Here is an 11334-nt window from a genome sequence, read left to right on the forward strand (position 1 = left end):
TTCTTGCGGGAGCAGGGCGCGGCTGGTGAGCGGGGAAAGCGCTACGTTCCATTCCCATCCGCCCAATGTCATCCCGGCCTTGAGCCGGGATCCATCCTGAGATGGGATTGCCGGCACAATATCAGGATGGGCCCCGGCTCTGAGCCGGGGCGACAGGGGGTGGGCGGAAGCGTGCCATTCGAGCGCACCCTTCGCGCCGCTGGGGCAAGGGTGGGCGAGAGATGCCCTGGCCCGCCTGCCCTTGCGGAAGGGGGGCGGGGTGAAGGAGACGACGCCTCAGGCCACGCGGCGCTCGACCATCATCTTCTTGATCTGGGCGATGGCCTTGGCAGGGTTGAGGCCCTTGGGGCAGACCTTGGCGCAGTTCATGATGGTGTGGCAGCGATAGAGCTTGAAGGGGTCTTCAAGATTGTCGAGCCGCTCATCGGTGGTCTCGTCGCGGCTGTCGATGAGCCAGCGATAGGCCTGGAGCAGCGCGGCGGGGCCGAGATATTTCTCGCCATTCCACCAATAGGAGGGGCAGGAGGTGGAGCAGCAGGCGCACAGGATGCACTCGTAGAGCCCGTCGAGCTTGGCGCGGTCCTCGATGGACTGGCGCCATTCCTTCTCGGGGGTGGGCGAGGTGGTCTTGAGCCAGGGCTCGATGGCGCGGTGCTGGGCATAGAATGTGGTCAGGTCCGGCACCAAATCCTTGACCACCGGCATATGCGGCAGCGGATAGATCTTGATGGGGCCCGACGATTCGTCCATGCCCTTGGTGCAGGCCAGGGTGTTGAGCCCGTTGATGTTCATCGAGCAGGAGCCGCAAATGCCCTCGCGGCAGGAGCGGCGCAGGGTGAGCGTCGGATCGATCCGGTTCTTGATATAGAGCAGGGCATCCAGAATCATCGGGCCGCAATCGTCCAGATCGACGAAATAGGTCTCGATGCGCGGATTGTCGGCCTTGTCGGGATCGTAGCGATAGATATGGAATTCGCGCAGGCGGCTCGCCCCTTCGGGCTTGGGCCAGATCTTGCCCTTTTGCGGCTGGTCGGCCTTGCGGAGCGTCAGTTCGGCCATTCTGTCCTCATTCTGCGCCGCTCAACCCGGCGCGTTCGTCTCAATAATTCGGCTTGCAGATCTGGTTCGATCTGGCCACGTAAGTGTTGTAGGCCTTGAAATCGCCCGCGGCGGGCGAAGAGCCCTTCATCGAGGCGATGACCACGCCCATGAAGCGCTCGTCGATCAGCGTCATGGCCGCATCGGCCTTGCAGCCGCACAGGCCCGCATCCTGGGCGATGCCCATGCAGACCGCGTAAAATTCCTGCTTCTGCGCGCCCGTGGGCGCAGCGGCCAGCGCCGGGGCCATGGCGGCGGCCAGAAGGGCCAGGGCGAGAAGGGGCTTTCTCATCATGCGCTTTTCTCCCAAGGGGTGGAAACGGAGCCCGTCTCCCCGGCGGGACGGGGCGTCGGGCCGGGCTGGCCGGCACGGCGCGCTGCCGCCTCGCGGCGGGCGAGGAACGCCTTCACCAGCGCCTCGATATCGTCCTCATGCTCATCGGCCAGGCCGCATTGCTCGCACATGGCTTTGCCCTAGTAGACGCGCGCCTTGGGCGCGATCTTCTTGAGATCGATCCCGCCTTCGCTTTCAGGCGTCAGCGGGTCGGTGATGACGGGGCGATAGGACAGCTCCACCGCGCCGGTCCCCACATCGATGCGGCTCAGCGTGTGCTTGCGCCAGTTCTGATCGTCGCGGCTGGGATAATCCTCATGCGCATGCGCGCCGCGGCTTTCGTGGCGCGCCTCGGCCGAAACCACCGTGGTCATGGCGCAGACCATGAGATTTTCCAACTCCAGCGTTTCCACCAGATCGGTATTCCAGATCAGCGAGCGGTCGGTGACCTTGATCTGGGGCAGGCGCCCATAGATCTCGCCCATGGCGGCGACGCCCTTTTGCAGCGAATCGGAGGTGCGGAACACGGCGGCGTCGGCCTGCATGGTGTGCTGCATCTCGTCGCGCAGCTTCGCGGTCGGCTCACTGCCATTGGCGTTGCGCAGCCGGTCGAAGCGGGCCAGGATTTTGTCGTCCTGCGCCTTGTTGATGCCCGGCACCGGCGCATTCTTGTCCAGCACCTTGCCGGCGCGCAGGGCGGCGGCGCGCCCGAAGACCACCAGGTCGGTGAGCGAATTGGAGCCGAGGCGATTGGCGCCATGCACCGAGGCGCAGGCCGCCTCGCCCACCGCCATCAGGCCAGGCACGATGCGGTTGGGGTCGTCCGGCGTGGGGTTGAGCACCTCGCCGTGATAATTGGCCGGGATGCCGCCCATATTGTAGTGCACCGTGGGCAGCACCGGGATCGGCTCGCGGGTGAGATCGACGCCGGCAAAGATCTTTGCCGATTCCGTAATGCCGGGCAGGCGCTCATGCAGCACCTTCGGATCGAGATGATCGAGGTGCAGATAGATATGGTCCTTCTTCGGGCCCACGCCCCTGCCCTCGCGGATTTCCAGCGTCATGCAGCGCGAAACGACGTCGCGGCTGGCCAGGTCCTTGGCGTTGGGCGCATAGCGCTCCATGAAGCGCTCGCCTTCCGAATTGGTCAGATACCCGCCCTCGCCGCGCGCGCCCTCGGTGATGAGCACGCCGGCGCCATAGATGCCGGTGGGGTGGAACTGAACGAATTCCATGTCCTGGAGCGGCAGGCCGGCGCGGGCCACCATGCCGTTGCCGTCGCCGGTGCAGGTATGGGCCGAGGTGGCCGAGAAATAGGAGCGCCCATAGCCGCCGGTGGCCAGCACCACCAGCTTGGCGCGGAAGCGATGCAGCGTGCCGTCATCGAGCTTCCAGGCGATGACGCCCTGGCAGGCGCCGTCCTCGCCCATGATCAGGTCGAGCGCGAAATATTCGATATAGAACTGGGCGTTGTTCTTGACCGACTGGCCGTAAAGCGTGTGCAGGATGGCGTGGCCGGTGCGGTCGGCCGCGGCGCAGGTGCGCTGCACCGGCGGGCCGTCGCCGAATTCGGTCATGTGCCCGCCAAAGGGGCGCTGGTAGATCTTGCCCTCATTGGTGCGCGAAAACGGCACGCCGTAATGTTCCAGCTCATAGATGGCGGCCGGGGCCTCGCGCGCCAGATATTCCATGGCGTCGTTGTCGCCCAGCCAGTCCGAGCCCTTGACCGTGTCATACATATGCCACTGCCAGCTGTCGGGCCCCATGTTCTGGAGCGAGGCAGCGATGCCCCCCTGCGCCGCCACGGTGTGGCTGCGGGTGGGAAAGACCTTGGTGACGCAGGCGGTGTTGAACCCCTGCTCGGCCATGCCCAGCGTGGCGCGCAGGCCCGCGCCGCCGGCGCCGACCACCACCACGTCGAATTCGTGGTCGATCAGTTCGTAATTGGCCATGTCGATCAACCCCAGAAGACGAGCCGCAGCACCGCGCCGATGCCGGCGAGCGCAAGGACGAGACAGAAAAGCGTATTGAGCAGCATGGCGAGGCGATAGGTCGCGCCGTGGACATAATCCTCCAGCGTATCGCGCATGCCGTTGCGCATATGGATGGCGACCACCCCGATCAGCACTGCCAGCGGCAGCCCGATCCAGAAATTGCCGATGACGGCCACCATGTCGGGCCGGTCCTGCCCGGCCAGCCGCACGACCAGAAAGAGCAGCAGCAGCAGGAAGGCGATATTGATCGCCCCGCTCAGCCGCTGGGTGATGAAGTGGCGCGTCGAGGCGCGGGAATCGCCATAGCGCGACTTGGGATCGGCGATGGTCTGCTGGGTGATCACGGTTTCGCGCATGTCAGGCCATCCACACGAAGAAAGTCCAGATGAGCAGGGTGAGGATCACCGAGCCGATAATGGTGGCCCAGGCCATGCGCTCGCGCTGGCCCGGCTCCATCATCACCGCGAAATCCCAGACGAAATGCCGGAGGCCCCCCAGCATGTGATGGACCAGGCTCCAGGTGAAGCCGAACAGCACCAATTGGCCGAACCAGCTGCCATAGACGGCATTGACCACATTGAGCGCCTCCTGCCCGCTGGCGGCGGCCACCAGCCAGATGACGAACAGCGTCATGCCGGCATAATTGGCCAGCCCGGTGGCGCGGTGGAGGATGGACATCGTCATGGTGACGGTCCAGCGGTAGATTTGCAGATGCGGTGATATAGGTCGGGATCGGACCGTCATGACGCCTCGCTGGCCGGCGGGAGAACCCGCCACAGTTTGGAATGGTTCGAGACTTCTAGCGCCCAAAGATTACAAAATCAAAGCATGGCGCTTCGACTTTTGGCGCATTGCGCACTTTGTTCGCAATGCGCACAGGCTGTGCGCGATACGCATCGGCGGCAGGGGGAGGGTTCTTCGCGAAGATTCTTCGGGACGCCTTTTCGGGGCGTTCTTTCGGGACGTCCTTCCAGCAAGCCGCCAGCGCTCAGTAATCCACCAGCTTGCGCTCGGGATCGTAGGGCTGGTCCGGCGCGATGCGGGTGACGGCCTGGCCGCAACGCATCTTCTTGCTCACCGCATCATAGGCATAGCTGGGCGAGCCGTGGAGTTGCCAGCCTTCGCTGAGCGCCCGGGTCACCTTGTGGCAGAAGCTGGAATCGTCCTCGCCGGTGAGGAAGCGGTAGATGAGCATGACAAAACGCCGGTGTTGATCTCGCCCCGTCTTAGCGCTATTCGAAAAATCATGCACCAGTTTCCAGATCATCTGCTCAAAGGCCACGCCAACTTCATGGCGGGGCGCTATACGCGTGAAAAAGACCGGATCCGCGACCTTGCCGACGCGGGCCAGCACCCCACCACCATGATCATCGCCTGCTGCGACAGCCGCGCGGCGCCCGAGATGATCTTCGACGCCGGGCCGGGCGAGCTCTTCGTCTTGCGCAACGTCGCCAATCTGGTGCCCACCTATCAGCCCGATGGCGGCCAGCACGGCACCTCGGCCGGCATCGAATTCGCCGTCAAGGCGCTCAATATCGAGAATATCGTCATCATGGGCCATGGCCGCTGCGGCGGCATCAAGGCGGCGCTGGACCCCAGCCACACCCCGCTCGATTCGGGCGACTTCATCGGCAAGTGGATGCATATGCTGGGCGAGCTGCCCGACCAGCTCGGGCGCAACAGCCTGCTCACCCCCGGCGAGCGGCAGACGGCGCTGGAGCGCATCTCCATCCGCAACTCCATCCGCAATCTGCGCACCTTCCCCTATGTGGCCGAGCTGGAAAAAGCCGGCAAGCTCGCCGTCCACGGCGCCTGGTTCGATATTTCCACCGGCGAATTGTGGGTGATGAACTCCCACGGCGACTTCATCCGCCCCCAATTGTAGGAAACGGCCAGTCCAGCGCCCCAGGGCCGGAATTTTGTACTTCCGATGCCGCAATCGTGATCAGTAAAGCCCCGACCCGACTGCAAATGCGGCCGGGTTTTCTTGTGCCTTGCTGGCAAAGCCCCGGATATCGGGGGCCGGGGCCGTCGCAAAATTGCCCCGACATGGAACCAGCCTCGCCCGAAAGCCGGCCAGCGCGGGACACATTGCCCCGACACTGTAGGTCTCACGGGCCGCAGGAGAGCGGCGCGTCGGCGGCGGGCTGACCCGGCGCCGCTTTTCTCCCTCACTGTTGGAGCTGAACTCCCATGAAGACGATTTTGCTTTCTTCCCTTGTCGTGCTCGGCCTGTCGGGCGCCGCCTTCGCCCAGGCCACCACCGATTTCGCCTCGGTCGATACCGATGCCAATGGCTCGGTCTCGTTTGCAGAAGCGGTCGTCGCCTGGCCCGACCTGACCCAGGACGCCTTCAACGCCGCCGATGTCGACGGCAATGGCGAGCTGTCGCTGGAGGAATATACCGGCCTGACCGCCTCGGCCGCTCCGGCGAGCTAAGCCGGCCCTTTTCTGGAAAATTCCGCTTTTCCAGCGAGCCATCCCGAGCCTCCCGGGATGGCTTTTTCGTTTCAGGCGGCTGGCGCCACCAGCCTGGGCCGGCGCAGCACGGTGACCACCAGCCCGGCAATGACCAGAAGCGTGCCCAGGATTTCGACCGGGCTCACCCGCTCGCCCAGCAGCAGGAAGCCGGACAACAGCCCGGTGACCGGCACCAGCAGGGTGAAGGGGGCGACGACCGAAGCCGGGTGGCGAAGCAAAAGCCAGCTCCAGATGCCGCCCGCCACCAAAGTGGCCGGCCAGGCCTGGAAGGCGATGAGGCCAAGCTCGGCCCAGCCGAAATTGCGCAAGGCCGCCATCACCACATCGCCCCCTTCCAGCCAGAACGAGAGCGCCAGCAGCGGCAGCGGCGCGGCCAGCGCCCCCCAGACGGTGAAGGAAAGGGCGTCGACCTTTCCTGCCTTGCGGGTCAGCACATTGGCCAGCCCCCAGCTCGCCGCCGCCAGCAGCGTCATGCCCAGCGGCAGCAGCGCCGTCTGCCCCAGCCGCTCGAGGGCGATGACGCCGATGCCGGCAAAGGCGATGGCGGCGCCCATGATCTGGAAGCGGCCGGGCCGCTCGCCCAGCATGAGGAAGGCCAGCGCCATGGTGAAGAAGGCCTGGGTTTGCAGCACCAGCGAGCTCAGCCCCGCCGGCATGCCCCAGGCGATGGCCAGGTTGAGCAGGCTGTAGAGCGCCACGCCCAGGCTCAGCCCATAGGCCACCACCAGCCAGAAACTGGCCCTGGGCGGGCGGATGAAGAACACCGCCGGCACCGCCGCCAGCAAGAAGCGCAGCCCCGCCACGAGGAGCGGCGGCAGCGCCTCGACGCTGAGTTTTATGAAAACGAAATTGAGGCCCCACACGGCCACCACGACAAGGGCAAGCAGGACATGGCGAAGGGGCATGGAAAGCCTGAAATTATGGGGGAATAGGAAGCCGGGAATGGGAGCCTATTTGACCCCGCCCACCGGCCGGCACCTCCCCCTTGATGGGGGGAAGGCTATCGCATATGGGTTGTGGCACAATCGCGCCGCACCCGTCGGGCGGTACCTCCCCCTTGACGGGGGAGGTTAGGAGGGGGTGTCGAGAGCCACAATATTCGGGCTAAACGCCCCCCACCCTTGATCCAGCCATTCGAGCATAGCTCTCATGGCCTTCTCGCCTCAAATCGCCCCACTGGGGCGATTTGCCCTGACGGGATGGCTCGAAGCATCCCGGGACGAGGCTCACGCCGCGCGGGGCTTGAGGCCGCGCGCGATCAGCTCCTCGGCGATCTGGATGGTGTTGAGCGCCGCGCCCTTGCGCAGATTGTCCGACACCACCCACAGGGCCAGGCCGTTCTCGACCGTATTGTCCTCGCGGATGCGGGACACATAGGTGTCGTATTCGCCCACCGATTCCACCGGGGTGGCGTAGCCGCCCGCCTCGCGCTTGTCGATGACCGAAATGCCCGGCGCCTCGCGCAGCACCTCGCGCGCCTCATCGGCGGTGATGGGCTTTTCGAATTCGAGATTGACCGCCTCGGAATGGCCGACAAAGACCGGCACGCGCACGGCGGTGCAGGTCACCTTGATCTTGGGGTCGAGGATCTTCTTGGTCTCGGCCAGCACCTTCCACTCTTCCTTGGTGTAGCCATCCTCCATGAACACATCGATATGGGGAATGACGTTGAAGGCGATCTGCTTGGTGAACTTCTGCGGGCTGGGGGAATCGTTGACGAAAATGCCCTTGGTCTGGTTCCACAGCTCGTCCACCCCTTCCTTGCCGGCGCCGGACACCGACTGATAGGTCGAAACCACGGCGCGCTTGATGGTGGCCGCGTCATGCAGGGGCTTGAGCGCCACCACCAGCTGGGCGGTGGAGCAATTGGGATTGGCGATGATGTTGGAGCGCTTGGGATCGGCCAGCCAGCGCTCCAGAATGGCGCCATTGACCTCGGGCACCACCAGCGGCACATCGGCGTGATAGCGCCAATAGCTGGAATTATCGATGACGATGGCGCCGGCCGCCGCGATCCGGGACGCCCATTCCTTGGAGATGGAGCCGCCGGCCGACATGATGGCGAAATCGACGGTGGAGAAATCGAAGTGCTGCAGGTCCTTGGCCTTCAGCACCTTGTCGCCATAGGACAATTCCTTGCCGATGGAGCGCGACGAGGCCAGCGCCACCACCTCGTCGGCGGGAAACTTGCGCTCCGCCAGAATATTGAGCACTTCCCGGCCCACATTGCCCGTGGCCCCGACGACAGCGACGCGATAACCCATTTGATGAACTCCAGTTCCAGCCTGTTTTCGCTCCCGCGCGACCCCAGGGCCACGGCCAATCCGGTTTGGCGCCTCTCCCCGCCGGGAGACGGACCCGGGGAAAAGCGTCAGGCGGTTTTGGTGGTTTTTGTGCCCATAAGGGCAGCGGCACCGCCGGCGAGGCGGTGGGCAAACGGCTTTGTCGTGTCGAAAAGGCGGCGCATGACAGGCCTGCTGCGGTTAAAAGCAGGACTTCTCATACTCTGATATAGGAAAGAGTCAATGCGCCTTGTGGCCGGGCGGAAAAATCAGAACTTCCAGCCCACGCGCAGGCCGAAATTGGACAGCCCGTCATTGGCCGCGCACCAGCCATTATTGGAGCTGTGCTCATAGGTGAGGGTGGCGGTGGCATTCTCGCCCAGCCGGGCCCCGACCCCGAAGCGCTCGTAGAAATTGATCGGGCAGCCGAAATTCTTGCGCGTGCCGGCGGCCCCCTCCAGAACGCCATTATGGACGGCGGCGCCGAAGGTGCCTTCGAGATAAAAGGGCGTCTCGAAGATCGGTAACTGCCAGGTGAGGCCGGCATGGGCGAGGCTGTCGCCCCCGGCCAGGTTCAGCGTGACGCCCACTTCGGGGCGCGGCGCGCCGATCCAGCGGAAAACATCGAGATCGGGCGAATGGAACAGCACGTCGAAGCTGACATCCTCGATGCGGTCGAGCTTCCATTCCTGTACGAGGAAAGGCAGAGCGGCATGGTGCACGTCATGGGCGTGCAGGCCGATGCGCAATTCGTCGACGATATTGGCCATGGGCTCGGGCGCGTAAAGGCTCTGCGCCATGGCCGGCCCGGCCAGACCCAGCGCCATCGCGCCCGCCAGCATCACCTTGTGCTTCCTGCCCATATAGATACGCGCCCACTCAAAATTGCCGCGCCATAAGGCGGAGGCGAGGGAGAAAAGTCAACACCCGCGCCCGTTAAGGCGGGGTGAAGCGGCCGGGCAAGCCGCATTGGCAGCCCGCCCGCGCTGCGCTAAGAGGCCAGGGAGCCAGCCGGAGAGCAAGAATGAGCCATTATGACGTCGTGATCCTGGGGGCGGGCGCCGCCGGCATGATGGCCGCCATCGCCGCCGGGGAGCGCGGGCGGCGGGTGCTTCTGGTCGACCACGCCAGCCATGTGGGCGAGAAAATCCGCATTTCGGGCGGCGGGCGCTGCAATTTCACCAATATCAACGCCACCACCGCATTGGGGCGCGAACGGTTCTTGTCGGCCAATCCGCGCTTCGCGCTGTCGGCGCTGAGCCGGTTTACCCCGGAGATGTTCATCGCCCTGGTGCGCCGGCACGGCATCGCCTTCCACGAAAAGACGCTGGGGCAATTGTTCTGCGACGGGCCGGCGACGCAGATCAACACCATGCTTTTGGGCGAAATGCGCCGCGCCGGGGTCAGCCTGGCGCTGGACACCACGATCGGGGATGTGAGCAAGGCCGAGACCGGCTTTGCCGTGACCCTTTCGAGCGGGCTGGTCACGGCGGAGAGCCTGATCGTCGCCACCGGCGGCAAATCCATTCCCAAGATGGGGGCCAGCGGGCTGGGCTATCAGCTCGCCGCCCAGTTCGGGCTGCGCCTCACCGATACCCGTCCGGCGCTGGTGCCGCTGACCTTCGAGACCGGGGCGCTGGAAAAACTCAAACCCCTTTCCGGCATCGCCGTGCCGGCGCGGGTGGGGCACGGAAAGACGAAATTCGAGGAAGCGCTGCTCTTCACCCATCGCGGGCTGTCCGGCCCGGCGATTTTGCAGATTTCCTCCTATTGGCGCGAGGGCGACGCCATCGCCATCGACCTGCTGCCGGGCAAGGATGTGCCCGCCCTGTTGCAGGCGGCGCGCCGGGAGACGCCGAAATCCCAGCTCCAGACCGTTTTGGGCAATCTGCTGCCCAAAAAGCTGGCGCAGCTGCTGGCCGAGGAGCTGAGCCTACCCGGCATGATCGGGGATTTTTCCGACAAAAAGCTGAACCAGGTCGCCGCCCATCTGTCGGCCTGGACGCAGAAGCCGGTGGGCTCGGAAGGCTACCGCACCGCCGAGGTGACGCTGGGCGGGGTGGATACGCGCGACCTCGACGCCAGGACCATGGCGGCGCGGGACGTGCCCGGCCTCTATTTCGTCGGCGAGGTGGTCGACGTCACCGGCTGGCTAGGCGGCTATAATTTCCAATGGGCCTGGGCCTCGGGCAAGGCGGCAGGCGAGGCGGCGTAAGGCTGGCCTTCATCGGCATTTGCCGATATTAGAGGGGCGAACCACACCGGACCAGCCCATGCCTTCTCCCTTCGCCCTGTCCTTGCAGGATCTCGCCCCCATCGCCGACGGCACCAGCACGCAGGAGGCGCTGGCCGAAACCGTCAGGCTGGCCGAAACGGCCGAACGCCTGGGCTATACCCGGCTCTGGTATGCCGAGCATCACGGCATGGCTTCCATCGCCTCCTCGGTGCCCGAAATCCTCATCGCCAGCGCCGCCGCCGCGACCAAAAACCTGCGCATCGGGGCGGGCGGGGTGATGCTGCTCAACCACGCGCCCCTGCGGATCGTCGAAGCCTATCGCACGCTCGAAGCGCTCTATCCGGGGCGGATCGATCTGGGGCTGGGGCGGGCGCCGGGCGGGGACGGCTATGCCATGCGGGCGCTGCGCAGCGGCGGGGGCGAGGAATTTTCCGCCTATCTGGCCGAGCTCATGGCCTTTGACGAAGAGGGCTTTCCGCCCGATCATCCGTTTTCGCGCCTGCCGGTCTCGCCGGGCGGCATCGGCCTGCCGCCCAAATGGCTGCTCGGCTCGTCGGGCGCCAGCGCCCAGGCCGCCGGGCAATTGGGGTTCGGCTATGCCTTTGCCGCCCATTTCAGCCACACCCCCGCCGCGCCGGCCTTCGCGGCCTATCGGCAGGCCTTCCAGCCCAATGACATATTTCCGCGCCCGCAGACCCTGCTCTGCCTGTCGGTGGTCTGCGCCCCCAGCGACGAGGAAGCCCATTATCTCGCCCGCTCGCAGGCGGTGAGCTGGGCGCTGTTCACCACCGGCGAGGCGCGCCACCTGATGAGCCCGGAAGACGCCCATGCCCGCGTGCTCACTGCCCAGCAGGAAGCGGTGATCGAGCATCAGTCGAGCCTGTGGATCGTCGGCTCGCCGCAGACGGT

Annotated in this window: 14 protein-coding genes; 4 read left to right on the top strand and 10 right to left on the bottom strand. The window is 65.2% G+C overall.

What is annotated here, in order from left to right; genetic code table 11:
• Positions 1–276: 276 nt before the first annotated feature.
• From VDP82_RS07535 to VDP82_RS07565, 7 genes are all read right to left on the bottom strand, one after another.
• The gene (locus tag VDP82_RS07535) at positions 277–1059 is read right to left on the bottom strand and encodes a succinate dehydrogenase iron-sulfur subunit (RefSeq protein WP_323014239.1); all 783 of its coding nucleotides are present in this window, start codon (positions 1057–1059) and stop codon (positions 277–279) included.
• Between the two features lie 40 nt (positions 1060–1099).
• The gene (locus VDP82_RS07540) at positions 1100–1393 is read right to left on the bottom strand and encodes a hypothetical protein (RefSeq protein ID WP_323014240.1); all 294 of its coding nucleotides are present in this window, start codon (positions 1391–1393) and stop codon (positions 1100–1102) included.
• Complete coding sequence (locus VDP82_RS07545; RefSeq protein ID WP_323014241.1) at positions 1390–1563, bottom strand: hypothetical protein; 174 nt, start codon at positions 1561–1563, stop codon at positions 1390–1392. Before VDP82_RS07545 ends, VDP82_RS07540 begins: the two co-directional genes overlap by 4 nt.
• Before the next feature lie 9 nt (positions 1564–1572).
• On the bottom strand, positions 1573–3384 hold the full coding sequence (gene sdhA, locus VDP82_RS07550) for a succinate dehydrogenase flavoprotein subunit (RefSeq protein ID WP_323014242.1): 1812 nt from the start codon (positions 3382–3384) through the stop codon (positions 1573–1575).
• A 5-nt stretch (positions 3385–3389) separates the two neighbouring features.
• Positions 3390–3782, bottom strand: a complete 393-nt coding sequence (gene sdhD / locus VDP82_RS07555; RefSeq protein WP_323014243.1) for a succinate dehydrogenase, hydrophobic membrane anchor protein — start codon at positions 3780–3782, stop codon at positions 3390–3392.
• 1 nt (position 3783) lies between these two features.
• Entirely contained in the window at positions 3784–4170 is a 387-nt protein-coding gene (gene sdhC, locus VDP82_RS07560) for a succinate dehydrogenase, cytochrome b556 subunit (RefSeq protein ID WP_323014244.1), read from the bottom strand.
• A gap of 244 nt (positions 4171–4414) precedes the next feature.
• Entirely contained in the window at positions 4415–4621 is a 207-nt protein-coding gene (locus VDP82_RS07565) for a DUF1737 domain-containing protein (protein WP_323014245.1), read from the bottom strand.
• Between the two features lie 51 nt (positions 4622–4672).
• Between VDP82_RS07565 and VDP82_RS07570 the strand changes: the two genes are divergently transcribed.
• Both VDP82_RS07570 and VDP82_RS07575 read left to right on the top strand, forming a co-directional pair.
• Positions 4673–5311 carry a carbonic anhydrase gene (locus tag VDP82_RS07570; protein WP_323014246.1) on the top strand — a complete coding sequence of 213 codons (639 nt, stop codon included), beginning with the start codon at positions 4673–4675 and terminating at the stop codon, positions 5309–5311.
• A 308-nt stretch (positions 5312–5619) separates the two neighbouring features.
• Positions 5620–5865, top strand: coding sequence for a hypothetical protein (locus tag VDP82_RS07575; RefSeq protein WP_323014247.1), 246 nt, complete (start codon positions 5620–5622; stop codon positions 5863–5865).
• Between the two features lie 71 nt (positions 5866–5936).
• Here VDP82_RS07575 and VDP82_RS07580 read toward each other — a convergent pair whose 3' ends face one another.
• The 3 genes from VDP82_RS07580 to VDP82_RS07590 all read right to left on the bottom strand — a co-directional run bounded on the left by VDP82_RS07580 (position 5937) and on the right by VDP82_RS07590 (position 9052).
• Positions 5937–6812 (bottom strand): EamA family transporter, encoded by an 876-nt coding sequence (locus VDP82_RS07580; protein WP_323014248.1) that lies wholly within the window; start codon positions 6810–6812, stop codon positions 5937–5939.
• A 321-nt stretch (positions 6813–7133) separates the two neighbouring features.
• A complete protein-coding gene (locus VDP82_RS07585) occupies positions 7134–8171 on the bottom strand; it encodes an aspartate-semialdehyde dehydrogenase (RefSeq protein WP_323014249.1) in 1038 nt (345 codons plus the stop codon).
• Between the two features lie 287 nt (positions 8172–8458).
• Positions 8459–9052, bottom strand: a complete 594-nt coding sequence (locus VDP82_RS07590) for an acyloxyacyl hydrolase (RefSeq protein ID WP_323014250.1) — start codon at positions 9050–9052, stop codon at positions 8459–8461.
• A gap of 161 nt (positions 9053–9213) precedes the next feature.
• Here VDP82_RS07590 and VDP82_RS07595 point away from each other — a divergent pair, with 161 nt between their 5' ends.
• Both VDP82_RS07595 and VDP82_RS07600 read left to right on the top strand, forming a co-directional pair.
• Positions 9214–10404 (top strand): NAD(P)/FAD-dependent oxidoreductase, encoded by a 1191-nt coding sequence (locus VDP82_RS07595; protein ID WP_323014251.1) that lies wholly within the window; start codon positions 9214–9216, stop codon positions 10402–10404.
• Between the two features lie 58 nt (positions 10405–10462).
• A partial coding sequence (locus tag VDP82_RS07600; protein ID WP_323014252.1) for an LLM class flavin-dependent oxidoreductase occupies positions 10463–11334 on the top strand: 872 nt, incomplete at its 3' end.

Source organism: Devosia sp., from assembly GCF_034675085.1.
Lineage (GTDB): Bacteria > Pseudomonadota > Alphaproteobacteria > Rhizobiales > Devosiaceae > Devosia.

Excerpts from the sequence above, each read along its gene's own strand:
- VDP82_RS07535 (WP_323014239.1), bottom strand. The coding sequence starts at position 1,059 with ATGGCCGAACTGACGCTCCGCAAGGCCGACCAGCCGCAAAAGGGCAAG.
- VDP82_RS07540 (WP_323014240.1), bottom strand. The coding sequence starts at position 1,393 with ATGATGAGAAAGCCCCTTCTCGCCCTGGCCCTTCTGGCCGCCGCCATG.
- VDP82_RS07545 (WP_323014241.1), bottom strand. The coding sequence starts at position 1,563 with ATGTGCGAGCAATGCGGCCTGGCCGATGAGCATGAGGACGATATCGAG.
- sdhA (WP_323014242.1), bottom strand. The coding sequence starts at position 3,384 with ATGGCCAATTACGAACTGATCGACCACGAATTCGACGTGGTGGTGGTC.
- sdhD (WP_323014243.1), bottom strand. The coding sequence starts at position 3,782 with ATGCGCGAAACCGTGATCACCCAGCAGACCATCGCCGATCCCAAGTCG.
- sdhC (WP_323014244.1), bottom strand. The coding sequence starts at position 4,170 with ATGACGGTCCGATCCCGACCTATATCACCGCATCTGCAAATCTACCGC.
- VDP82_RS07565 (WP_323014245.1), bottom strand. The coding sequence starts at position 4,621 with ATGCTCATCTACCGCTTCCTCACCGGCGAGGACGATTCCAGCTTCTGC.
- VDP82_RS07570 (WP_323014246.1), top strand. The coding sequence starts at position 4,673 with ATGCACCAGTTTCCAGATCATCTGCTCAAAGGCCACGCCAACTTCATG.
- VDP82_RS07575 (WP_323014247.1), top strand. The coding sequence starts at position 5,620 with ATGAAGACGATTTTGCTTTCTTCCCTTGTCGTGCTCGGCCTGTCGGGC.
- VDP82_RS07580 (WP_323014248.1), bottom strand. The coding sequence starts at position 6,812 with ATGCCCCTTCGCCATGTCCTGCTTGCCCTTGTCGTGGTGGCCGTGTGG.
- VDP82_RS07585 (WP_323014249.1), bottom strand. The coding sequence starts at position 8,171 with ATGGGTTATCGCGTCGCTGTCGTCGGGGCCACGGGCAATGTGGGCCGG.
- VDP82_RS07590 (WP_323014250.1), bottom strand. The coding sequence starts at position 9,052 with ATGGGCAGGAAGCACAAGGTGATGCTGGCGGGCGCGATGGCGCTGGGT.
- VDP82_RS07595 (WP_323014251.1), top strand. The coding sequence starts at position 9,214 with ATGAGCCATTATGACGTCGTGATCCTGGGGGCGGGCGCCGCCGGCATG.